The organism is Rhodococcus sp. GA1 (genome assembly GCF_024321955.1).
GTDB classification, from domain to species: domain Bacteria; phylum Actinomycetota; class Actinomycetes; order Mycobacteriales; family Mycobacteriaceae; genus Rhodococcus; species Rhodococcus pyridinivorans.
This window is the reverse complement of sequence record NZ_CP097186.1, coordinates 883,388-906,202: the sequence shown is the minus strand read 5'-3', so window position 1 is coordinate 906,202 and position 22,815 is coordinate 883,388. Positions and strand designations below refer to the sequence as shown.

Below are 22,815 nucleotides of genomic sequence, written 5' to 3'. Positions count from 1 at the left end.
GCGAACATTACGGTTTAGGCAAACCTCGCCTAACTGCCGCCGGTGGTAAGGCCGAGTCCCCACCCCGTACGAGAGTGAGTTCTGCCTCCATGCGTTCGAAGCGCCTCCTGACGATCGCCGCCGCATCCGTCGCGGTCGCCGTCGGTCTCACCGCCTGTGGATCCTCCGACTCCTCGGACACCGCCGACTCCGGCTCCGCCGGTTCGGGCGAGTACCCGATCACCATCGAGCACGCGCTCGGCACCGTCACCCTCGACGAGAAACCCGAACGCGTCGCCACGGTCAACTGGGCCAACCACGAGGTGCCGCTCGCGCTCGGCGTCGTACCCGTGGGTATGGCGGCCGCCAACTTCGGTGACGACGACGGCAACGGCATGCTGCCGTGGGTCGAGGAACGTCTCGAGGAACTCGGCGCCGAGACCCCCGTGCTGTTCGACGAGACCGACGGCATCGACTTCGAGGCCGTGTCCGACACGAACCCCGACGTCATCCTCGCCGCCTACTCCGGTCTGACGCAGGAGGACTACGAGACCCTCAGCGAGATCGCTCCCGTCGTCGCGTACCCGGAGGCTCCCTGGGCCACCTCGTGGCGCGACATGATCGAGCTCAACAGCGCCGGCCTGGGCATGGCCGAGGAGGGCGAGGAGCTCGTCGCGAGCCTCGAACAGGAGATCGCCGACGCGGCCGCCGCCCACCCCGAACTCGAGGGCAAGGCGACGATGTTCCTCACCCACGTCGACACCGCCGACCTGAGCCAGGTCAGCTTCTACACCGCCAACGACACCCGCGCCGCCTTCTTCGAGGACCTCGGACTGGCCACCCCGAAGAGCGTCGCGGACGCCTCCACCGACGACGCCTTCTCCAAGAAGGTCAGCGCCGAGCAGGTCGACGTCTTCGACGACGTGCAGATCATCGTCACCTACGGCGACCAGGAACTCGTCGACGCGCTCGAGGCCGACCCGCTGCTGTCGCAGATGCCCGCCGTCCGCAACGGCTCGATCGTCTTCCTCGACGGCTCCGGCCCGCTCGGCACCGCAGCGAACCCGACGCCGCTGGCGATCTCCTGGGTTCTGTCCGACTACGTCCAGCTGCTCTCCGACGCAGCTGCCAAGACGAACGCGGAGTGACCGCACTACACGACGAGTCGATGCCGAGCGCCTCCGAGAAGGGGCGCTCGGCCATCGGCAATTCCGTCTGGCTTCTCGTTCTGCTCGGTGTGCTCGTCCTGTTGGTGATCGCATCGATCACGATCGGTTCGCGCAACGTCGACTGGGCCGACATCGTCGCGGCCCTCGGCGGCGCCACCGACAACATCGGTCAGGGCGCGATCGCCAAACGCATCCCGCGCACGGTGCTCGCGCTGCTGGTCGGCGCGGCGCTCGGTCTCGCCGGTGCCGTGATGCAGGGGGTGACCCGTAATCCCTTGGCGGACCCGGGCATTCTCGGCGTCAACATGGGCGCCTCGCTCGCCGTCGTGATCGGCATGGCGTGGTTCGGACTGTGGACGCAGACCTCGATGATCTGGGTCGCGATCATCGGTGCCGCCGCTGCTGCGGTGTTCGTCTACACGATCGGGTCGCTCGGGCGCGGGGGAGCGACACCCCTCAAACTCGCTCTCGCCGGTGCCGCCACCTCGGCGGCGCTCGCATCGTTCGTCACCGCCGTGATCCTGCCGCGCGGCGACATCGCCGGCAGCGTGCGGTCGTGGCAGATCGGCGGTGTGGGCGGAGCGAACTACGACGCCATCTCCCAGGCGCTGCCGTTCTTCGGCGTCGGCTTCGCCATCTGCCTGCTGTCGGCGCGCAGCCTCAATTCGCTCGCGCTCGGTGACGACATGGCCGCCGGACTCGGGGAGCGTGTCGCTCTCGTCCGGGGCACCGCCGCGCTCGGTGCGGTGCTGTTGTGCGGGGCGGCGACCGCCATCGCCGGTCCCATCGCATTCGTCGGCCTCGTCGTGCCGCACCTGTGCCGGTTGCTCATCGGCATCGACAACCGATGGCTGCTGCCCTTCTCCGCTCTCGTGGGAGCGGGACTGCTGACCGCCGCCGACGTCGTGGGCCGCATCGTGGCGCGACCCGCCGAGATCGACGTCGGCATCATCACCGCGCTCATCGGAGCGCCCTTCTTCGTATACATCGTCCGACGGCAGAAGCTGCGCGAACTGTGACAATCACACTCGAGACCACCGAACCCGACATCGACGAACTCGCCGCGAGCAGAGTGCGGCGCGGACGGCGTCGACACCTCGTCATCGCCGTGCTCACGACTCTCGTGGCCGCAGCCTTCGCCGCGAATCTGATGTTCGGCAAGACGTTCTATCCGCCCGCGGACGTGCTGCGCGTCGTCCTCGGACAGGACGTGGCCGGCGCGAACTTCACCGTCGGCCGCCTGAGACTTCCCCGCGCGGTCCTCGCGGTGGTCGCCGGAATCTGCTTCGGCCTCGGTGGCATCACCTTCCAGACGATGCTGCGCAACCCGCTCGCGAGCCCCGACATCATCGGCATCAGCTCCGGGGCCGGTGCCGCGGCGGCCTTCGCCATCATCGTGCTCGGACTCGGTGGCACCGGGGTGTCGGTCGTCGCGATCGTCGCCGGTCTCGCCGTGGCTCTCCTGATCTACGGCCTGTCCTATCGCGGCGGGGTGGCGGGCACACGCCTGATCCTCATCGGCATCGGTATCGCCGCCATGCTCGACAGCGTCACCTCCTACCTGCTGAGCACCGCGGCGACCTGGGATCTGCAGGAGACGATGCGCTGGCTCACCGGCAGCCTCAACGGTGCGACGTGGGGTGCGACGGTGCCCGTCGTCGCCGCCCTCCTGGTGCTCGGGCCCGTGCTGCTCGTGCAGACACGCAACCTGTCGATGGTCCAGCTCGGCGACGATGCCGCGCAGGCACTCGGCGTGCGGGTCGAACGCACACGCGTGTTCGCGATCGTCTCCGCGGTCGGACTCATCGCGTTCGCGACCGCCGCGGCCGGACCCATCGCATTCGTCGCCTTCCTGTCCGGCCCGATCGCCGCGCGGATCGTGGGGCGGGGCACGTCGCTGTTCGTCCCGGCGGCACTCGTCGGGGCGCTGCTCGTGCTGGTCGCGGATTTCGTCGGCCAATACGCCTTCGGCACGCGCTACCCGGTGGGGGTGGTGACGGGTGCGCTCGGCGCGCCCTATCTCGTCTACCTCATCATTCGCTCCAACCGCGCAGGAGGCTCGCTGTGACCGCAACGCACGCCCTGATCGCCGAGAACCTCGAACTCGGCTACGGCAACCGCACCGTCGTCGAGAACCTCGACCTGCAGGTGCCGCCGGGGCGGATCACGTGCATCGTCGGTGCCAACGCGTGCGGGAAATCGACGCTGCTGCGGTCGATGTCGCGATTATTGTCGCCGCGCGGCGGCCACGTCCTGCTCGACGGCAAGGACGTCCACCGCTTGCCCGCCAAGAAGCTCGCCCGCACGCTCGGGCTGCTGCCGCAGTCGCCGATCGCCCCCGAGGGCATCGTCGTCGCCGATCTGGTGGGCCGCGGCCGGCATCCGCACCAGCGGGTGCTCTCGCGCTGGAGCCGGGAGGACGACGCGGCAGTGGCCGATGCGCTCGCCGCCACCCACACCACCGAACTCGCCGAGCGTTCCGTGGACGAACTGTCGGGCGGTCAGCGGCAGCGCGTGTGGATCGCGATGGTGCTCGCGCAGCAGACCGACCTGCTGCTACTCGACGAACCCACCACCTTCCTCGACGTCAGCCACCAGGTGGAGGTGCTCGACCTGCTCACCGACCTCAACCGCGACCGCGGGACGACCATCGTCATGGTCCTGCACGACCTCAACCTCGCCGCGCGGTACGCCGACCACCTCGTCGCGATGGCCGACGGCAGCATCTATGCGTCGGGGGATCCCTCCGAGGTGCTCACCGGGGAGACCGTGAAGGCGGTCTTCGGTCTGGACAGTCGCGTGATCTCCGATCCGGTCTCCGGCAAGCCGCTGGTGCTGCCGGTGGGTCGGCACCACATCATGTGATCGTCCATCCGCTACAGGAATGGTCATCCGCTACGGCAGTTGCCATAGCGGACGGCAAGAGCGGTAGCGAATGCTCGAGGCAAGGACTGTTCGGTCGATCCGCACCGCTCACCCGGAATCCGGGCCCGCACCCGTGGCGAGCGTCCTACGGTTGTCGGCATGGGCACGCCCGGCATCGACCAGTGGGTCCTTCACGTCGACCTCGACCAGTTCATCGCCGCGGTCGAGGTTCTGCGCAATCCGGAATTGGCGGGCCGGCCGGTGGTGGTCGGCGGTCGCGGCGATCCCACCGCGCGCGGAGTGGTCTCCACCGCCTCCTACGAGGCGCGCGAGCACGGGGTGGGATCGGGGATGCCACTGCGGGTCGCCGTGCGCAAGATCCCCGACGCGGGAACGTGCGGTCGCACTAGCGGCTGGCAGACTGGACCCGGTGCGATCGGTGACCAGGACACGGGGACCTCTACGACCACCGGAGGCCGCCGCAGCGGCGGTCTTCGGGACGTTGACGGCTGTGCTGTCGGTCGTCGCGGGACTGATACCCGTCGGAGTCGCCCAGGTGCTCGTCGCGCTCCCCGTCGCCTTCCTCGCCGCCACCGGCCGCCTGCGCGCGATCGTCGCTGCGACGGTCGCCGCCGGGGTCGTTGCGCTCGTGGCCGGTGGGCCGTTCGCCGTCGCCGCGGTCGTCGTCCTGTCCGGTATCGGAACCCTCGTCGGGTTCGCGCACCGTCGGTGGGGTCACGCGGCGGTGCTCGCGGTGCTGGCTGGATCCGTCCCGGCCGGGCTGCTGCTCGCGGCGGTCGCGTGCGGTCTGCTGCTGTTGTTCGACCGGACCCGGATCCTGCTGCTCGAGGCACTGGAAGCCTCGATGCGCGGCACGCTCCGTGCGTTCGAAGCCGCAGGTGCGGGTGAGCAGTTCGTCGACACCTGGGACCGGACCCTCGAGATCATGGTGCGGCTGTGGTGGGTGTGGATCGGTGGCGCAGTGCTCATCGGGACCGTGGGCACCGCACTGCTGTGCTTCGGGATCTTCCGGGTGGTCGCCCTGCGCAGTACGTGGGCGACCCGATCGGTCGACTGGCCCGAGCAGGACCCCACGGCCGACCCGGCTCCGCTGCCCGTCGCACTGCGTCTGGCCGGCTACCGGTATCCGGGAACCGACCGCGACGCCCTGTCGGACATCGACCTCACGATCGACCCGGGGGAGTTCGTCGCGATCGTCGGCGGCAACGGCTCGGGCAAGTCGACACTCGTGCGGCTGCTCGCGGGACTCGAGCCGACCGTCGGCCTGGTCGACCGGCCCGGACCCGTCGGGCCGGGACGCCCCGGTGGCACCGCGATGATCCTGCAACATCCCGAGAGCCAGGTGCTCGGTCGCACGGTCGCCGAGGACCTGCGGTGGGGGATCGACGACGTCGACGTCGACGATCTGCTCGCCCGCGTCGGCCTGGCCGGGATGGCGGACCGCGCCACGGAAGATCTGTCCGGCGGGCAACTGCAGCGACTGGCACTGGCGGGCGCACTCGCCCGGCGACCCGCACTGCTCATCGCCGACGAGATCACCGCGATGGTCGACGCCGACAGCCGCGCGGACCTGATCCGCCTGCTCGCCGACGCCGCGCGGGAGGGCACCGCGGTCGTGCTCGTCACCCACCTCGACGACGAGGCCCGCGCCGCCGACCGGATCGTGCACATCGCCGACGGCCGGATCGTCCCGCGGGTCGCGGCGCCGCCACCCCCGGCGCCGGTGCCTGCTACCGTCCCGTCCTTCCCGCAGCCGATCCTCGAACTGCGCGACGTCACGCACATCTACGCGGCCGGCACACCTTGGGCACACACCGCGCTGCGCGACGTGTCGCTGACGATCTGCCGCGGTGAAGGGGTACTGGTCGTCGGGGAGAACGGTTCGGGCAAGTCCACGCTCGCGTGGATCGTCGCCGGACTGATGCGCCCCACGCGCGGAACGGCCGTGCTGCACGACACCCCGACGGCCGATCTGCACGGAGAAGTGGGCATGGTCTTCCAGCAGGCACGGCTGCAATTGCAACGACCGACCGTGGCCCAGGAGATCTCCGAGGTGGCCGGGCTTCCGCACACCGACCGCGGCTACGTCGCCGCCGTCCTGCACCGGGTGGGTCTGCGTCCCGAACTGATCGACCGGCCGATCGACCGGCTCAGCGGAGGCGAGATGCGGCGGGTCGCGATCGCCGCCCAACTCGCCCGCACCCCGCGGGTGCTCGTGCTCGACGAACCGCTGGCCGGACTGGACCTGCAGGGCCGCCGCGAGGTCGTGTCGATCCTCGCCCATCTACGCGCGGTCGAGCACGTCACCGTCGTCGTCATCTCCCACGACCTGCACGGAATGGAAGAGGTGTGTTCACGCACCGTGGTACTCGAGGACGGACGCATCGTGGAGCAGACGGGAGCGGTGATCGCATGAGTCGCACACGCACACGCACACGCACACGCACGCGCACACGCCAGCGGCGCCCGATCATCCTGCTGCGGCCCGTGCCTCGGGAGACACCCCTGCACCGGGTGTGGGCCGGCACGAAGGTCCTGTCGGCAGCGGCGCTGTCGGTGGCGGCGAGCTTCGCTCCGAGCTGGACCGGACTCGGCATCCTGCTCAGCGTGCTGGTCGTAGGTGTGCTCGTCGCACGGATCCCGCGCGGGGTGGTCCCGACGATTCCGTGGTGGGTGTTCGCGGTCCTCGCCGTCGGCCTGGTCCTCAACGCAGCGGGTGGCGGGCTCACCGCCTACGTCCGGACGATGCTGCTCGGCGTGGGTTTGCTGGTCCTTGCGTCGCTGGTCGGGTGGACGACGCGACTGTCCGACCTCGTCGACGCCCTGCCCGTGTTGTTCGCCCCGCTGCGACTGTTACGGCTACCCGTCGACGAATGGGTGACGGTGTGCGCGCTGGCGCTGCGGATGCTGCCGACCGTTCGCGCCGAGATGCGGGTGCTGTTCGCCGCGCGCAAGGTCCGCGGCCGGCCCGGCATCCGCACTCCGGCGGGATGGTGGCAGGAGGTGGCCGACTCCGTCGGCGCGGTGGTGTCGGTATCCATGCGCCAGGTCCGCGATCTCGGCGACGCGCTGGCGGTACGGGGACCACGATCGGCGACCCGCCGGGGTCCTCGATCGGCGACCCGCCGGCCGCTGCGACTGCGGCTCGGGGACGTCCTGACGGTGCTGGTCGTGGCGGGCGCGTGCACGGCGATCACCGTGTGGGGTTGACCCGTCAGTTGCGGTTGTGCGAAGCGGTGTCCTTCGAACGCGAGCGGATGCGCCGGACGATCCCGTAGCCGATCACCGCCACGACGACGGCGATCACGACGTACTGCAGCGCCGAGGCGTACGGTTCGACGGCGCTCCAGTTCTCGCCGAGCTGATAACCGGCCAGCACGAAGATCGAGTTCCAGATGAGGCTGCCCGCGGTGGTGAACGCGAGGAACTGCCAGATCGGCATCCGTGTGACACCGGCGGGGATGGAGATGAGGCTCCGGAAGACGGGCACCATCCGGCCGAAGAAGACGGCCTTGCGTCCGTGCCGCTGGAACCAGGCGGTCGAACGGTCGAGGTCCTCGACATCGACGAGTGGAAGCTTCCGCACGACCGCGCGAATCCTGTCCTCACCCACCCAACGGCCGATCGAATAGAGACCGAGAGCGCCGACCACGGAACCGAGGGTCGTCCAGAACAGCGCACCGAACAGGGTGAAACTGCCCAGGCTCGCGGCGAACCCGGCGAGCGGCAGGATGACCTCGCTGGGAAGCGGCGGAAAGAAGTTCTCGAGAGCGATCGCGATGCCGGCGCCGACACCGCCGAGGCGATCCATCAACTCGAGCGCCCATCCTGCGAGACCGTCCGTGGGGGCTGACTGTGAATCCGCGACACTCATCCACCCGACCCTACCGAGGGGTCGTCGAGGTTTCCGCTCGTACGGATCGAAACAGTTCCGGTCTGCTCGATCGGCGAGAAGGATGGCGGCGAATGTCGCTCTCCACCCCGAGGGCCGATCCGGAAGGTGATCTCCAGTGACGATCGTTGTCGTCGCGGGCAACCCGAAGCTCGCGTCCCGCACCCTCGACGCCGGAGCCCGCCTCGCCACGGCCCTCACCGGACGAGAGCCCGATCACGTTGTGGATGTGATCACACTCGGTGGTAGAACTGGGGCGCTATGCCCGGCCCCCGGCCTGTATCTTCACGATTCGACCTACACAACCGAGATCCGTATTGCGGACTACGCCGAACGCTGGTCGTCGGTGCTGTCCGCCGCACTTCGAAACGAGGCCGCCTCATGACCACTCTCGACGGACCGTCTCTGCGCCAGGCATTCGCGCACGTCCCCTCGGGCGTCGTCGCGATCTGCGCGGAGATGGACGGAGAGCGGATCGGGATGGCGGCGAGCACTTTCGTGCCGGTGTCGCTCGATCCGCCGCTCGTCTCGTTCTGCGTACAGAACACCTCGACCACATGGCCGCGTCTGGCGTCGCTCCCGCATCTCGGCATCAGCGTGCTGAGCGAGGAGCACGACGGTGCCGCGCGGGTGCTCGCCGCGAAGAACGGCGATCGCTTCGCCGGGATCGACATCGAGAGCCGCGAAGGCGGCGCGCTGTTCGTCTCGGGCACGAGCGTGCGCATGGACGTGACTGTGCAGCAGGAGGTTCCGGCGGGCGACCACGCGATCGTCGTACTGCGCATCAACGAACTGCTCACCGACGCCGATGTCGAACCCATCGTGTTCCACCGCAGTTCGTTCCGTCGACTGCTCGCGTCCTGACCTGCATACGATCGATTTCGGTGGTTCCACCCCCGTTCAGCGCGGGTGGAACCACCGAAGTTCTCTAGGGCGGTGGTGTTCCGACCGATCGTCGCGGCAGCCGTCCGGTTCCGAACAGCGCCGCGATCGCGAGGAGCGCTGTCACAGCGAACGCGGCGCGTAGCCCTTCGAGTCGAGCGTCGGCGTTGACCGCGACGAGTGCTTCCGTTGTGGACGGGTCGACACCCGCCTCGTCGAGCCCGGCCCGCAATTGGGTCGTGGACAGGAACGGCACACCGGAGGCCAGCTCGGTCGTCGCCTGCTGCTGCACCGACGGCGGGATGTCGGAGTTGTCCTCGATTCCGGCAACGACCGATGTGGTGAGGGTGGCGATCAGGATCGATCCGATCAGTGCGGTGCCCAGCGACGCCCCGAGATTCGTTGCGGTGTTCTGCACACCGCCGACTTCGGCGCTCTGGGAATCCGGTACCGACGAGACCGTGATCGCGCCGAGCTGGGACGCCAACGCTCCCAGGCCGAGACCCATCAACAACATCGGTATCGACACCACGGCCGCATCGGCACCCGGGTCCATACCGGCAACGAGGATCAGGATCCCCAGGATCATCGAACCCAGACCCATACGCACCACGCGTCGGGGATCGGCGTGGGGTCGCACTTTCGGGATCACCGTTGCGGCCAGCACCAGCGCGATCGACAACGGCAGGATCCGCACACCTGTCTGGACTGCGCTGAGTTCGAGTACGACCGACAGGAAGAGAGGGACGGAGAAGAAGACTCCGGCCTGCACCGCGAACTGTGCGAAGAACATCGTCAGACCACCGACGAGCTGTCGGTTGGCGAACAGCCCCGGATCGATCAGCGGGTCGCGACCCTTGCTGACGAGAGCGCTCTGCCACCGCATGAATGCATAGAGCACCAGCGAGCCCGCGACGAGAAGCCAGATGACCGGGGACAGACCCAGTACGGCGGGTGCGCCCGGCTCGGCCCGCACCCAGCCCCATTCGCTCGAACGCAGGACGCCGTAGACGACGGATCCCAGACCGAGTACGGACAGTGCGGATCCCACGAGGTCGAGGTGGACGCGGTGAGGGGGAACGTCCTCGATACGGCGCAGCACCAGCAGGATCAGCACCACCAGGACGACCTCGCCGAAGAAGACGTAACGCCACGACGCGAACGTCGTGACGGCCCCGCCCAGCAACGGACCCACGGCCACGGCCGATGCACCGGCCGCCGCGACCAGACCGTACGCTGCGGAACGTCGCTCGGGAGCGAAGTTGGCCGCGACGAGCGAGACGATCGCGGGCATGATCAGGGCCGCGCCGATGCCTTCGAGCAACGACCAGCCCACCAGTAGGACCGCGAGGTTCGGGGCGAGTCCGGTGGTGAACGAGCCGATGCCGTAGATGACCAGTCCGACACCGAACGCGCGACGTCGACCGAGGATCGTGCCGACCTTCCCGCCGGTGATCATCAAGGATGCCATCACGAGGGTGTAGAGGGTGATCGCGGTCTGGATGCCGGTGATCGTGGTGCCGACGTCCTGCGCGACGGTCGCCATCGACACGTTCATCACCGAGCTGTCGAGCGTCATCAGGAACTGGCCCGACGCCAGCACTGCGAGTACCAGTGTCGAACCCGAGCGGACCTCCGGCTGCGACGACACCTGTCCGTCCTTCGGCTCAGGTCGCCGGCAACGGCCGACAGGAGCTACTGCCGCTACCGGTGGGCACCGGCATCCGCTGCGACATGACTTCTATTCTTCGCGTTCGAACGTCACGAGCATTCCCTCGACGCCACCGGGACCGATCCGTCCCTTGATGTCGGCGGAGGTGATCGCCTTCAGGCGCCACCCATCTCGGGCATGATCGTTGAGGATCTTCTCGAGCTTGCCGCCGGACATCTTCCCGCCGAGCATGCCCTCGCGGATCTCGATCACCTTGTACGAGTACACCCGTTCAGCTTACGGTCGTCCCGCGAGAATCTCGTCGAAATCCGACGGCTGTACGTGACACTGGAAGGTGACGTTTTCGGAACCCGGAGGCAGCAGTGGAGACGATGCCGGACCGTCGGACTCTCGAGTCGGCAGTTGCGCTCGCGGGTCGAGCGCCGTCGCTTCACAACAGCCAGCCGTGGCGGTGGACTCTGGACGCGGACGAGCTTGCGCTGTTCAGCGACAGTGATCGCATCCTTCCGGCCACCGATCCGTCCGGTCGTCAGATGGTGTTGTCCTGTGGAGCGGTGCTGCACCATCTGCGGGTGGCGCTCACCGCCCGGCGCTGGGCCACGGTGGTCGAACGGATGCCGGACGCGACGAATCGTCGTTGTCTCGCGACGCTGCGCTTCCGCCGAGTTGACGCGGTGACCGACACCGACCTCCGGATGGCAGAGGCGATCGGCCGCCGACGTACCGAGCGGTTACCGATGGGGGCTCCGCAGGAGTGGGCTCGGACCGAGAGCGCTCTGCAGATGTTCGCCGAGCCCGCGGGTGTCCGCCTGAGTGCCATCGCCGAACACGAGCGACCTGCACTGGAAGAGTTGTCCCGTCGCATCGGCGGTGAGCGTCGCTCCGATGCGGCCTACCAGACGGAACTTTCCTGGTGGGCCGGGCACGGGATGCACCCGGACGGAATACCTCCGGACGCACTCCCACCGGGACGGCGCACGGTAGCGACGGAGCGGGAGTTCCCTCCCGGCAACGCGACCGGCGAGTCGGCAGAGACGGAGGACCGAGCCGCGATACTTCTCCTGTCGACCACGACGGACACGCGGCTCGACTGGCTGCGGAGCGGTGAAGCCCTATCGGCCGTGCTCCTCGCGTGCACCGCCCGTGGACTGGCCACCTGCTCCGTCACGCACCTGACGGAATCCGAATCCTCACGTGCGTTCCTGCGGGAAACGGCCCGCATCGAGGGCGTGCCGCAAGTGATGATCCGGGTCGGTGTACGCGCGGGACCGGGTCCGGATGCGGCGACGCCGCGCCGTCCGACTTCCGCGATTCTGTTCCGCAAGCAATCCTGATCCCGAACTTCGGTGTTCCCGACCGAGCTCAGCGACGTCGAAACCACCAGAATAGTTCGAGGACAACAAAAGCCCGGATCAGCGGGCGGCGCCGTAGAAGCGGGAGACCCGTACACGCAGCAGCAACCTGCGATCGGCGACCATCGCGGCCCGGAAGTCGTCCCAGTCCGGATGCTCGCCCTGCACCGCTCGATACAACTCGACGAGCTGCTCGACGGTGTCGTCGTGGGGGTCCGCGGCCACCGGCGTCAGCTCGGCCTCGCCCTCCGCGACGGCGTAGGACCACTTGTCGTCGGAGTCGACGAACAGGCTCACACGCGGGTCGCGGCGCACGTTCCGGGTCTTTGCCCGGTCGTCGGTGATGGAGACGGAGAACGTGCGGGTCGCGGGCTCGTACCGGTAGGTGACGTTCGACAACTGGGGTCGCCCGTCGCGCTTGATCGTCGCGAGCACAGCGACACCGGTGGGAGGGAACAGGGCTTCGAGTGCGCTCTCGTCGGCCGGCATGGCGCCCAGCCTACGGCCGACCGTGCAGAATCGGGGCGGGTATCGGGCCGAGTACGAAGGGTAGGCATGCTGGACTACGCGCGTTACTGCGGAGAGATCGTCGAACAGACGGAACTGCTGGTGGACTCACTGGCCGGGCAGGACATGACCACACCGGTGCCGTCGTGCCCGGGATGGAACCTCGGTCAGCTCGCCCGACACATCGGCTACGGCCACCGCTGGGCGAGCGAGGCGGTCCGCGGTGAAGGGTCGATGCCGCGCACCGACCGCGCGATGCGGGAGTTGGCGGACTACGTCGACGAGGATCCGGACGAGCTGATTCCGTGGTTACGGGAAGGAGCGCGCGAATTCGGGGCCGCGTTGCGGGAGGTCGGTCCGAACATGCGGGTGTGGACACCGATCCCGGGTGGCAAGAAGACCCCGGAGTTCTTCGCCCGACGCTTCGCCCACGAGACCGTGGTGCATCGCGCCGACGCTGCACTCGCACTGGGAGCGGACTTCGAGCCGGCCCACGATCTTGCGGTGGACTGCGTGGACGAATGGCTCGACCTGGCGGTCGTCACCTGGCCACGACTCGATGTCGAACGGCACCGCGCGTTGCACGGACCCGACCGGACGCTGCATTTCCACGCGACGGACACGTCGGCGGAATGGGTCGTGGACCTGTCCGGCGAGGACTTCGCGTGGCGGCATGCCCACGAGAAGAGTGCCGTGGCGGTACGCGGCCCGCTGACGGAACTGCTGTTGGTGCTCTATCGTCGGCGCGCTGTGGGCGCAGCCGACGTGGAGGTCTTCGGCGACTCCGGGTTCCTGGCGTCCTGGCTCGACGTCAGTCCCTTCGGATAGAACGCACAGCGGGTGGCCGCACCGCGACGGGCCCGAGTGGTCGCACCGCGACGGGCCCGAGTAGTCGCACCGCGACGGCGAGACGCGGCCCCCACCTATGAACTAGACCGACAGGCGCGAGGCCGAGTACGCGTGGCGGATCGCGTCGAGTGCGCTGGTGCAGGGAATATGAGCTTCCTGCAGCGAATGGATCACCTCGGCGATCGGTCCGGACTGCTCGAAGGCGCTACCGGCGGCGACGGCCCAGGCGACTTCGCCGGGCTCGAACGTCCGGGTGGGCTTCCATCCTCGCTGAGGAGCGAGCTCGCGCAGAGTGCTCCAGTGTGCGACCTCGTCCGCATCCGGACGTCCGATGAAAAGTAGGCGGTCGTGTCCCACGGTGAACCCCTTCGTTCCTTCTCGTGCTTCGACAGGTAGGTCGTCTTCACTGTGCGCTTCGTTACATTCACCTGATCGAGAAGCGTCGCAGGTTTAGGACCTTCCACTATGTGGTACACCCGCCCGAATCCGACGGACCTGTCGGACAAGGGCGATCATCCACCGCCGTAGCGAGCCGCGAACGCGCCCGGCGTCATGCCCATGACCCTCGCGAAATCACGTACGAAATGCGGCTGGTCGGCGTAACCGAGGACCGCGGCGACCTCCGACAACGAACCGGGCTTCTCGCGCAGGCGACCGGCGGCCTCCTGCAGTCGCCGCCGCTGGATCAGCCACTTCGGGGTCAGCCCGATCCGTCGCTGGACGAGGCGTTGCAGCGCGCGCTCGCCGAGACCGAACTCCGCGCGCACCTGCTCGACCCGCAGGACGTCGGAGTTCTCCTCGACGAACGCCACCACCCGGTTGACCAGTCGCCCCTCCTCATCGATCGGCAGATGGGTGCGCAGCACGTCGTCGAACGCCTCCGTCGCGGCGCGGTGCGACTCGCGAGAGTCCGGGCCGTGTGCCATCGCCTCCCGAACCCGCGTGATCAGACGCGCGCCGGCATCGCCGAGGACATCGGTGAGGTCGACGGCCCGGTCGGTGAACGCCGCGAGCGAGGTGCCCGTGATCAGTGCCCCGGCCGCCGGGCTGAGCATGGACCCGACCGCCCAGCCCTCGCCGGTGAGGGTGACCGTGGACAGTCCGTGTTCGACACCGTAGAAGCGCGCGTAATCGTGCGCAACCACCAGTTGGCAGACCGGATAGCGCAGCACCCGCTGGGGTGCCTCCCGCCCGGCCGGCACCGACCACACGGGAATCCAGTACCGCTGCATCAGATCCGTGAGGTCGGAAGCGGCGGGATAACGGTGGATGGTGTGCGAGGCGTCGTGCGGATCCTTCAGGTGGGCACGTTCGATGTCGTCGCGACCGCCGACACGGTCGGTGTCGTCGTGACCGCCGAGGGGGTCGCCGCCGTCGGGTTTCATCAATACCTCACGCTCGCCGGTCGTCAGTATCGAGTCATGAATACAACAGCACTGCGACACGCAGAGGCCGACAAGCCGCTCACCGACGTGATCTCGTCGCTCCGCGGCACCGACTGGGATGCGCAGTCGCCGTGTGAGGGGTGGACGGCGCGCGACGTCCTGGCCCACGTCATCGACACGCAGCGGGACTTCTTCGCCGGACGCGGCGTCGAGATGGGGGAGCGGCCCGAGACCGACCGTCCTGTCGAGGCGTGGAGGACGCACACGGCACGGATCGCCGAGATCCTCGCGGACGACTCGTTCGTCTCGACGACATACGACGGATACTTCGGGCCGACCACGGTGGGTGCGACCTTCGAACAGTTCTACCTCTGGGACATGCTCGTGCATCGCTGGGACATCGCACGCAGCGCGGGGGTCGATGTGACCTTCTCGGACGCCGAACTCGACCGGATGGAGGCCGGCGCCGACAGTTTCGGCGACGCGCTCTACATGGACGGTGTCTGTGCTCCGGCGGTGCCGGTTTCCGAGGACGCAGACCGCACGGCCCGGATCCTCGCGAAGATGGGACGTCGCACGGCCGCGTCGATCGGTTAGGCCGCGTTATCGTCGGTCGTATGAGCGAAACGATCCGCGTCGCGGACTACGTGCGCGAAGCGATCGCGGCCGGACGGCCGGTCGTGGCGCTCGAATCGACTATCTTCACACACGGCCTCACCCGGCCACGCAACGTCGAGGTCGCCCTCGAGGCCGAGAAACGTCTGCGCGATTCCGGGGTGCTGCCCGCGACCATCGGGGTTGTCGACGGCACGCCGACGGTCGGTTTGTCGGAACAGCAGATCCGCATGCTCGGTGCCGAGGACGTCCCGGTCGTCAAGCTCGGTATCCGCGACCTGCCGGTCGCGGCGGCGAAGGGATTGCACGGGGGGACCACGGTGTCGGCGACGGCGCTGCTCGCGCATCGCGCCGGGATCGACGTATTCGCCACCGGCGGCCTGGGCGGCGTGCATCGGGGGGCTTCGTCGACCTTCGACGAGAGCGCGGATCTCGTTGCGCTGGCGACACTTCCGATCCTCGTGGTGAGCGGCGGCGTCAAATCCGTCCTCGACATCCCTGCCACACTCGAACGGCTCGAGACGCTCGGGGTGGTCGTGGTCGGCTATCGGACCACGCGTTTTCCCGGCTTCTATGTGCGCGACAGCGGCTGCGATGTCGACGAGGTGGAGTCGGCGGAGCAGGCCGCGGCGGTGGCGCGGGCGCGGGACGGGCTGGGTCTGCGGGCGGCGGTGCTCGTCGGGAATCCGGTGGCGGCCGAGGCTCAGATCGATCCGGAACTGCACGATCGCGTGCTCGCCGAGGCCGAACACGCCGCAGCCGAGGCCGGGACACGCGGCAAGGCGATCACCCCGTTCCTGCTCGAACACATGCACCGGGCCACCGAGGGGCACTCGCTCGAGACGAATGTCGCGGTCTATCGCGGGAACGTCGCGGTCGCCGCGGAGATCGCGCACGCGCTGGCGTCCTGATTCTTCGTTGCAGGCCGACGGCCTGATTTCTCACTGCAGGAGGAAGGCGGCGGTGGACGACGGCAGGGGAGTGCCGCGCCGGCGGTAGATCTCGGCGGGCCGGCCCGTGCCCTCCCTGTGCAGTTCGCCGGTGGGTTCGAGGCCGTGCAGCAGGTGCCGGCGGAAGGTGTCCTTGGGATAGCTGCGGGCATAGACGGTCTCGTACAGCAGTCGCAGGTCGAGCACGGTGAACTGCTCGCCGAGGAAGTTGCCGGGGTCGACCTCGGCGGAGTACCGGCGTCGCAGGTCGGCGACGGCCAGGTCGACGATCTCGGCATGGTCGAAGGCGAGGTCGGAGGTCTCGGTGGTCGGCACGAGATACGCCTCGGCGGGGATCTCGGCGACCGGCACCGCGGCGCCGTGGGCCATCGACAGCACCCACCCGCGGTCGTCGCGCTCGGGATCGTCGAGCATGGCCAGCTGGTGGAAGTCGACACCCGTGAGTCCGGCCTTGTCGCGCAGGGCGCGTTCGGCGGCCTCGGCGAGTCGCTCACCGGGGTGCAGGAAGGTGCCCGGCAGGGCGAAGGTGCCGTCGGGACGTTCGACGACCAGTACCTTCAGTACTTCGTCGATGGTGAGGACGGCGACGTCCACGGCCACCGAGGGGCGCGGGTAGTCGGTGAGCGACCTGCCGGTCGAGTCGGTCGGTGTGCCCATGATGGACATTCAATCATTGATGCGCTAACGTTAGCGCAGACTTGATCGAATAGAGGGGTTCATGGAAACAACCGCAGCACAGAACGACCGGGCAGCCGGAGTCCTGCTCGCCACCGCAGCAGGCGACGCACTCGGGGCCGGATACGAATTCACGTATCCGACGGACACCACGCCCATCGACATGATCGGCGGCGGACTCGGGCCGTTCGCGCCCGGTGAGTGGACCGACGACACCTCCATGGCCCTCGCGATCGCCGAGGTCTCGGCGACCGGCGTCGACATCGGTGAGGGCGCCGGACTCGACGCGGTCGCGGCGCAGTTCCTCCGCTGGTACGCCACGAACCCCAAGGACATCGGCAACCAGACGCGTGCCGTCCTGCGCGAGGCGGGCCCCACCGCCGTCACCATGACGGCGCGCGCCCGCAGCCTCCCCGGACGCACCGGTGGCAACGGATCGCTCATGCGCACCGCACCCGTCGGGCTCGCCTACCTCGACGACGCCGAGCGGTGCCTGTCCACGGCGCATGCGATCAGCAGCCTCACCCACGCGGACGAGCAGGCATCCGAGGCATGCCGACTGTGGTCGTTCGCGATCCGTCACGCCGTCCTCCACGGCACCTTCGACGGGGTGCGGGTCGCCCTGTCCTGCCTGTCCCAGCCCGCCGCACAGCGGTGGACGGCGCTGCTGGACGAGGCGGAGACCGCGCCGAGTCCGCGCGTGTTCGACAACAACGGCTGGGTCGTCCACGCCCTGCAGGCGGCGTGGTGGGCGATCACACACGCCCGCACCGACGGCCCCGGACACCTGCCGGAGGCGCTCGAACTGGCCGTGCGCGCAGGCAACGACACCGACACGGTCGCGGCCATCGCGGGCGGACTGCTCGGCGCCCGGTGGGGTGCGTCCGCAGTGCCGGAACGGTGGCGTCGCATGCTGCACGGATGGCCCGGTTACCGCGCGGACGACCTCGAGCGCCTCGGGCTGCTCACCGCGCGGAAGGGCTCCGGGGCAGGCGGGAACGTCCTACGGATCGTCCGGAGCTGAGACTCCCCGAGATCCGCCGGATGTCTCCACTCGCGGTTGTGATGCGGTAGACACGACCCGTCCGACGGATACTCGAGGAGGGATCGCACGTGGCTTCCATCGCACTTCCACGCATCATGCGCGTCGGCGGGGGCGCCGTCGAGGAGATCGGTGAGGTAGTCGCCGGACTCGGACTCGCCCGGCCCCTGGTGGTGACCGACAAATTCCTGGTCGGCACCGGTGCGGTGGATCGGATGGTCGCGCAGCTCGAGGCCGCCGGACTGCGGCCGGCCGTCTTCGCCGAGACCGTGCCCGACCCCACCACCGCCTCGCTCGACGCGGGTGCCGCAGCGGTCGCCGAGCACGACGCCGACTGTGTGATCGGGCTCGGTGGAGGAAGCCCGATGGACACGGCCAAGGCCCTCGGCCTGCTCGCCCGGAAGGGCGGTCACATGCGCGACTACAAGGTGCCGCGCGACAACATCGGCCCGGCGCTACCGGTGATCGCCGTGCCGACCACGGCGGGAAGCGGCTCGGAGGCAACCCAGTTCACGATCATCAGCGACAGCGAGTCCGACGAGAAGATGCTGTGCACGGGCCAGGCCTTCCTGCCGGTCGCTGCGATCGTCGACTATCGGCTCACCATGACGATGCCCCCGCGCCTGACGGCGGACACCGGCGTGGATGCACTCACCCATGCCATCGAGGCCTATGTCAGCAGGAAGGCGAACCCGTTCTCCGACAGCCTCGCGCTCGTCGCGATCGACACCATCGGACAGGTACTGCGGCGCGTCTACGCGGACGGGCAGGACGCCGAGGCGCGCGAGCGGATGATGCTGGCCGCCACGCAGGCGGGCATCGCCTTCTCCAACTCCAGCGTCGCGCTCGTGCACGGCATGAGCCGTCCGATCGGGGCGCACTTCCATGTTGCGCACGGACTGTCCAACGCGATGCTGTTCCCGGCGGTCACCGAGTTCTCGGTGGATGCCGCCGAGTCCCGCTATGCCGACTGCGCCCGCGCGCTCGGCGCGGCCTCGACGGACGCCTCGGATGCGACCGCCGCCGCAGACCTGGTCGTCGCGCTGAAGGAACTGTGCCGCGACGTGGAGGTGCCGACACCGAAGTCGTACGGCATCGACAAGCAGACCTGGGACGAGAGGCTCCCGGTCATGGCCGAGCAGGCGCTGGCGTCGGGATCCCCGAACAACAACCCGAGGATCCCGACGGCCGAGGAGATCTGCGATCTCTACGGGCGGATCTACGCCTGAGGCCGACTCATTCGGGAGCCTGATCGTCGGGCTCGACCTTCTCCGTCCTCACCCGGTCCGCGACGTTGCCGGGCGCACCCTCCTCCTCGCGTTCCTTCTCGACCTTCTGCTCGAGCTTGTCGACGAGATGTTTGATCTTCTGCCCGGTGAGGTCGTCGTTGTCCTCTGGGCGGCCCGAACCGTGCTTGGGGGCGTTGTCCATCGACGTCCGTCCTTCGTTCGTAGGGTGCAGGGGAGCGGTACCCGAGCGCCGGAACGGTCAAACGGGCAACGGTTCTGCTCACACCGATCACCACCGGCAAGCTCGATGAGACCGTTCCCGCCGCCTAGCTCATCCCGCCCGCTCGGCTGCGGCGGCGATGTCGGCGAGGTCCTGTTCGAGGGCCTTGCGGGTCGCGCGTTTCGCGAGCGGCGCGAACACGGTCATCGCAAGCTGAGCGAAGGCGCCGAGGGGTCCGCTCTCGCCGGAGAACTCCACGGACAGATCCGTGCCGCCCGCCGAGGGGGTCAGATCGAAGACGGTCCGGTAGCGGGCGCCGCGGGATTCGGCGACGACGACGGTGCGCCGCTCCGGATCCGCCTCGGCGACCTGCATCTCCTCGGTCGCCGACTGCCCGAACATCACGCGGGTCTCCCGCCACCGTGTGCCCACCTCGTAGCCGGTGCCGTCCAGTCGTTCCACGGCCTTCACCGCACGCAGGGTGGTGGGCGCCTCGTCCAGCGCGGTGAGCACCCGCCACACCGCGGATGGTGGTGCGGCGATGTTGCGCGAGACCTCGATGCGTTGTTCCACTTCTCTCCTCGTGATCGTTCGGGTCAGAGCGGGAGCTCGGTCTCCTGCAGCCCGGGCGGAACACCGCGGCGCCGGAACCATTCGACACCGAAGGCGGCCCGCAGGTGTTCCTCGGGCATGTTCAGCATCGGCCCGAAGTCTCCGATCTGCGACTCATAGCCGATCATGGCAGCGCGTTTGGCGGCCAGCGCCGTCGACACGTCCACCGCGGTGGTCAGTTCCGATTCCGGTAGGCCGAACGTCTCGAGGTCCGGTGGGCGCACGTCGTCGGGGGTGTCCGGCAGCGCCGAGAGCAGCCGCATCAGGTGGTCCCGGTTGCTCGATGCCTCGTAGACGGCGTCGTGTCCGGTGATCCGTTCGGCATGGATCCCGGCCCGGTGGACCTGGACGTGATCGGGATGACCGTAGCCGCCGTGCGCGTCGTAGATCGTGACGACATCGGCGCGTTCCTGCTCGATCACGGCGGCCAGCCTGGCTCCCACCTTGCTCGGATCGGCGTTGGTGAAGGCATTCGGGTCGTGGTTGCCGGCGGTGCCGGCCATCCCCGAATCGCCGTATCCGAAGGGCACCACCCGCGCCGCACCCAGCGCCCGGGCCGATTCCTCGAGTTCCTTCGTGCGGCGGGCGGCGAGGGATTCGCCGGGCGCGAGCAGCCCGTCGGGATATTCGCCGCGGGCACCGTCGGTGGCGACGACGAGGACGACGCGATGCCCGGCGTCGGCGGCTCGGCGCATCACGCCACCGGTGAGGAACACCTCGTCGTCGGGGTGTGCGTGAAAGCACAGCAGAACGCTCATGGCGTTCATGCTGACACGCTGCTCGTGCGGTGCAGCGGTCAGTCCGACTCGCCGTAGCGGGCCGCGAGATTCTCGGGCATCGGTTCGTGCCGCAGATACTGGCGGGCGAAATCGGCGGTGCCCTGCGTGATGGCCCGCAGTTCCACCGGATAGCGGCCGAGTTCGAGCTCGGGAACCTCCGCGCGCAACAGGGCGATACCCGGCTCGGGGGATTCGGTGCCGAGCACCCGTCCGCGCCGGGCCGACAGATCGCCGAGGACCGCGCCGAGATGCTCCTCCGGCACGATCACCCGCACGGCGGCGACCGGTTCGAGTACGCGAACGGTGCTGTGTGAGGCCGCATCCCGTAGGGCCAGCCCGGCGGCGGCCTGGAAGGCCGCGTCGGACGAATCCACCGAGTGGGCCTTGCCGTCGACCAGGGTGACTTGCACGTCGACGAGCGGATATCCCGTCGTCACGCCCTTCTCGGCCTGCGCGTACACGCCCTTCTCCACGGACGGGACGAACTGGCGCGGAACCGCACCGCCCACCACCTTCTCGGCGAACACCACCCCGCTGCCCACCGGCAGTGGTTCGACCTCGACGTCGACGACCGCGTACTGACCGTGCCCGCCGGATTGTTTGACGAGCCTGCCGTGGCCTTTCGCGGGGCCGGCGAAGGTCTCCTCGAGCGGCACCCGATGCTCGACCGTGTCGACCTGGACACCGTGCCGGGTGCGCAACCGTTCGAGGACCAGTTCGGCGTGCGCTTCACCCGTGCACCACAGCACGAGCTGATGGGTCTCGGGATTCTGCTCGACGCGCAGCGCGGGATCCTCGGAGGCGAGGCGCGACAGGGCCTGGGACAGCTTGTCGTCGTCGGTGCGGGTGTGTGCCTCGATCGCGACGGGGAGCAGGGGAGTCGGGGTGGGCCACCGGTCGAGCGGGACCGGATGGTCGGGGTCGTACAGGACGTCACCGGGTTGTGCCGTCGCGAGCTTCCCGACGGAGGCGATGTCTCCCGCCACGGCTTCACCGACCGGGCGCTGTTGCTTGCCGAACGGGCTCGTCAGGGCGGGAATGCGTTCGCGGCTGTCGCGGTCGCCGTCGGCCAGTGCGACGATCGTGTCGGGTCGCAGCGTGCCGGCGTACACGCGCACCAGGCTGATCCGCCCGACATAGGAGTCGCCGGCCACGCGCACGACCTGCGCGGCGAGCGGACCGTCCGGATCGCACGGCGGTGCACCACGACCGCGCTGCGTCGGTGCGGGGAATCCGGTGGTGATCAATTCGAGCAGTTCGACGGCACCGATCCCCGTCTCGTCGGCGGGAACGGCCGGGTGCAGGGTGCACGCCAGGATCTCGCGGGTGAGTCCTTCCTGCAGGGAGGCCGTGTCGAGTTGCTCGCCGGCGATGAACCGCTCCATGAGCGTGTCGTCCTGGCCGGAGATGGCCTCCACGAGGCTCTCGCGCGCTTCGGTGGACACCGGGCACGGACCGGGTTCGCCGTAGCTGCGGCCCGTCAGCAGACCCATCGACCCGATCGGGCGGTCGCCGTCGTAGACGGGATAGAACATGGCCCTCAGGGTGTCCGGTCCCAATCCGAAGGCGACGTGACAGTCGGTGAGCATGTCGTCGAAGCTGTGCCGGGCGACATCGAGTTTGTTCACCACGATCGCGCGGGGGATCGCCTCGTCGTCGCATTCGCGCCAGAGCGCGCGGGTCGCTGCGCTGATGGGATCGGTGGCGGAGACGACGAAGATCGCCGCGTCGGCCGCGTGCAGGGCTGCGCGGACCTCGGCGTCGAAGTCGGGGTGTCCCGGCGTGTCGATCAGGTTGATCTTGATGTCGTTCCATTCGAGGGGGACGACGGACAGCTGCACCGACCTGCGGTGGCGCTGCTCGATCCCCTCGTAGTCGGACACCGTGGTGCCCTCTGCCACGCGCCCGGCGCGCCCGACGGCGCCCGCTGCGACGGCGAGGGATTCGGTGAGGGTGGTTTTCCCGGAGCCGCTGCACCCCACCAGGGCAACGTTGCGGATCCGGTCGGGACTGTCGGCGGTCGGTGCCTGCCGGCTGCGTGCTGCGGAGCGATCGGGCATCGAGCTACTCCCTCGTGTGACCTGCAGCACAGTCTAAGGCATTCCGATGGTGCCTCCGGG

The 22,815-nt window shown here is 68.9% G+C and carries 25 protein-coding genes and 1 pseudogene; 15 read left to right on the top strand and 11 right to left on the bottom strand.

Going from position 1 to position 22,815, the window contains the following annotated elements; genetic code table 11:
* Positions 1-89: 89 nt before the first annotated feature.
* The 7 genes and pseudogenes from M3330_RS04340 (at position 90) to M3330_RS04310 (ending at position 7,244) form a co-directional block, all read left to right on the top strand.
* The gene (locus M3330_RS04340) at positions 90-1,127 is read left to right on the top strand and encodes an iron-siderophore ABC transporter substrate-binding protein (RefSeq protein ID WP_033098037.1); all 1,038 of its coding nucleotides are present in this window, start codon (positions 90-92) and stop codon (positions 1,125-1,127) included.
* Complete coding sequence (locus M3330_RS04335; protein WP_255027100.1) at positions 1,124-2,167, top strand: iron ABC transporter permease; 1,044 nt, start codon at positions 1,124-1,126, stop codon at positions 2,165-2,167. Before M3330_RS04340 ends, M3330_RS04335 begins: the two co-directional genes overlap by 4 nt.
* A complete protein-coding gene (locus tag M3330_RS04330) occupies positions 2,164-3,216 on the top strand; it encodes an iron chelate uptake ABC transporter family permease subunit (protein WP_255027098.1) in 1,053 nt (350 codons plus the stop codon). The genes M3330_RS04335 and M3330_RS04330 overlap by 4 nt, the downstream gene beginning before the upstream one ends.
* A complete protein-coding gene (locus tag M3330_RS04325; RefSeq protein ID WP_033098034.1) occupies positions 3,213-4,013 on the top strand; it encodes an ABC transporter ATP-binding protein in 801 nt (266 codons plus the stop codon). The genes M3330_RS04330 and M3330_RS04325 overlap by 4 nt, the downstream gene beginning before the upstream one ends.
* A gap of 159 nt (positions 4,014-4,172) precedes the next feature.
* Positions 4,173-4,403 (top strand): annotated as a pseudogene (locus M3330_RS04320) (DNA polymerase IV); the annotation flags it as partial.
* 49 nt (positions 4,404-4,452) lie between these two features.
* Positions 4,453-6,450 (top strand): DUF2232 domain-containing protein, encoded by a 1,998-nt coding sequence (locus M3330_RS04315; RefSeq protein ID WP_247848791.1) that lies wholly within the window; start codon positions 4,453-4,455, stop codon positions 6,448-6,450.
* The gene (locus M3330_RS04310; RefSeq protein WP_255027094.1) at positions 6,447-7,244 is read left to right on the top strand and encodes an energy-coupling factor transporter transmembrane protein EcfT; all 798 of its coding nucleotides are present in this window, start codon (positions 6,447-6,449) and stop codon (positions 7,242-7,244) included. Before M3330_RS04315 ends, M3330_RS04310 begins: the two co-directional genes overlap by 4 nt.
* A gap of 4 nt (positions 7,245-7,248) precedes the next feature.
* On the opposite strand, the gene M3330_RS04305 is transcribed toward M3330_RS04310, so the two are convergent.
* Positions 7,249-7,908, bottom strand: a complete 660-nt coding sequence (locus tag M3330_RS04305; protein WP_230810661.1) for a DedA family protein — start codon at positions 7,906-7,908, stop codon at positions 7,249-7,251.
* 136 nt (positions 7,909-8,044) lie between these two features.
* Between M3330_RS04305 and M3330_RS04300 the strand changes: the two genes are divergently transcribed.
* A complete protein-coding gene (locus tag M3330_RS04300) occupies positions 8,045-8,311 on the top strand; it encodes a hypothetical protein (RefSeq protein ID WP_019288904.1) in 267 nt (88 codons plus the stop codon).
* Positions 8,308-8,790, top strand: coding sequence for a flavin reductase family protein (locus M3330_RS04295; protein ID WP_006552866.1), 483 nt, complete (start codon positions 8,308-8,310; stop codon positions 8,788-8,790). The genes M3330_RS04300 and M3330_RS04295 overlap by 4 nt, the downstream gene beginning before the upstream one ends.
* 64 nt (positions 8,791-8,854) lie before the next feature.
* On the opposite strand, the gene M3330_RS04290 is transcribed toward M3330_RS04295, so the two are convergent.
* On the bottom strand, positions 8,855-10,459 hold the full coding sequence (locus M3330_RS04290; RefSeq protein ID WP_019288905.1) for an MFS transporter: 1,605 nt from the start codon (positions 10,457-10,459) through the stop codon (positions 8,855-8,857).
* A gap of 90 nt (positions 10,460-10,549) precedes the next feature.
* Positions 10,550-10,747 (bottom strand): DUF4177 domain-containing protein, encoded by a 198-nt coding sequence (locus M3330_RS04285; protein ID WP_006552868.1) that lies wholly within the window; start codon positions 10,745-10,747, stop codon positions 10,550-10,552.
* A gap of 104 nt (positions 10,748-10,851) precedes the next feature.
* Here M3330_RS04285 and M3330_RS04280 point away from each other — a divergent pair, with 104 nt between their 5' ends.
* Positions 10,852-11,814, top strand: a complete 963-nt coding sequence (locus M3330_RS04280; protein ID WP_071936348.1) for a nitroreductase family protein — start codon at positions 10,852-10,854, stop codon at positions 11,812-11,814.
* A 78-nt stretch (positions 11,815-11,892) separates the two neighbouring features.
* Here the strand turns inward: M3330_RS04280 and M3330_RS04275 are convergent, their stop codons facing one another.
* Entirely contained in the window at positions 11,893-12,321 is a 429-nt protein-coding gene (locus M3330_RS04275) for a PPOX class F420-dependent oxidoreductase (protein WP_033098018.1), read from the bottom strand.
* 66 nt (positions 12,322-12,387) lie between these two features.
* On the opposite strand from M3330_RS04275, the gene M3330_RS04270 reads away from it, so the two are divergent.
* Positions 12,388-13,167, top strand: a complete 780-nt coding sequence (locus M3330_RS04270; protein WP_094980693.1) for a maleylpyruvate isomerase family mycothiol-dependent enzyme — start codon at positions 12,388-12,390, stop codon at positions 13,165-13,167.
* A gap of 102 nt (positions 13,168-13,269) precedes the next feature.
* Here the strand turns inward: M3330_RS04270 and M3330_RS04265 are convergent, their stop codons facing one another.
* Positions 13,270-13,545, bottom strand: a complete 276-nt coding sequence (locus tag M3330_RS04265) for a hypothetical protein (protein ID WP_006552872.1) — start codon at positions 13,543-13,545, stop codon at positions 13,270-13,272.
* A gap of 155 nt (positions 13,546-13,700) precedes the next feature.
* On the bottom strand, positions 13,701-14,573 hold the full coding sequence (locus tag M3330_RS04260) for an AraC family transcriptional regulator (protein ID WP_255027091.1): 873 nt from the start codon (positions 14,571-14,573) through the stop codon (positions 13,701-13,703).
* Between the two features lie 36 nt (positions 14,574-14,609).
* Between M3330_RS04260 and M3330_RS04255 the strand changes: the two genes are divergently transcribed.
* Positions 14,610-15,170 carry a maleylpyruvate isomerase family mycothiol-dependent enzyme gene (locus M3330_RS04255; RefSeq protein WP_255027089.1) on the top strand — a complete coding sequence of 187 codons (561 nt, stop codon included), beginning with the start codon at positions 14,610-14,612 and terminating at the stop codon, positions 15,168-15,170.
* A gap of 20 nt (positions 15,171-15,190) precedes the next feature.
* Positions 15,191-16,099 (top strand): pseudouridine-5'-phosphate glycosidase, encoded by a 909-nt coding sequence (locus M3330_RS04250; protein WP_033098016.1) that lies wholly within the window; start codon positions 15,191-15,193, stop codon positions 16,097-16,099.
* A gap of 30 nt (positions 16,100-16,129) precedes the next feature.
* Here M3330_RS04250 and M3330_RS04245 read toward each other — a convergent pair whose 3' ends face one another.
* Positions 16,130-16,795, bottom strand: coding sequence for an NUDIX domain-containing protein (locus M3330_RS04245; RefSeq protein ID WP_024103645.1), 666 nt, complete (start codon positions 16,793-16,795; stop codon positions 16,130-16,132).
* A 61-nt stretch (positions 16,796-16,856) separates the two neighbouring features.
* Between M3330_RS04245 and M3330_RS04240 the strand changes: the two genes are divergently transcribed.
* The gene (locus M3330_RS04240) at positions 16,857-17,837 is read left to right on the top strand and encodes an ADP-ribosylglycohydrolase family protein (RefSeq protein ID WP_247848794.1); all 981 of its coding nucleotides are present in this window, start codon (positions 16,857-16,859) and stop codon (positions 17,835-17,837) included.
* Positions 17,838-17,953: 116 nt separating this feature from the next.
* Positions 17,954-19,084, top strand: coding sequence for an iron-containing alcohol dehydrogenase (locus M3330_RS04235; protein WP_255028821.1), 1,131 nt, complete (start codon positions 17,954-17,956; stop codon positions 19,082-19,084).
* 7 nt (positions 19,085-19,091) lie between these two features.
* On the opposite strand, the gene M3330_RS04230 is transcribed toward M3330_RS04235, so the two are convergent.
* The 4 genes from M3330_RS04230 to M3330_RS04215 all read right to left on the bottom strand — a co-directional run bounded on the left by M3330_RS04230 (position 19,092) and on the right by M3330_RS04215 (position 22,755).
* Positions 19,092-19,286, bottom strand: coding sequence for a hypothetical protein (locus M3330_RS04230; RefSeq protein WP_006552878.1), 195 nt, complete (start codon positions 19,284-19,286; stop codon positions 19,092-19,094).
* Between the two features lie 129 nt (positions 19,287-19,415).
* On the bottom strand, positions 19,416-19,877 hold the full coding sequence (locus M3330_RS04225) for an SRPBCC family protein (protein WP_039587779.1): 462 nt from the start codon (positions 19,875-19,877) through the stop codon (positions 19,416-19,418).
* 23 nt (positions 19,878-19,900) lie between these two features.
* Positions 19,901-20,674, bottom strand: coding sequence for a PIG-L deacetylase family protein (locus M3330_RS04220; RefSeq protein WP_039587793.1), 774 nt, complete (start codon positions 20,672-20,674; stop codon positions 19,901-19,903).
* Between the two features lie 38 nt (positions 20,675-20,712).
* Positions 20,713-22,755, bottom strand: a complete 2,043-nt coding sequence (locus M3330_RS04215) for an elongation factor G-like protein EF-G2 (protein ID WP_255027088.1) — start codon at positions 22,753-22,755, stop codon at positions 20,713-20,715.
* Between the last annotated feature and the right edge of the window lie 60 nt (positions 22,756-22,815).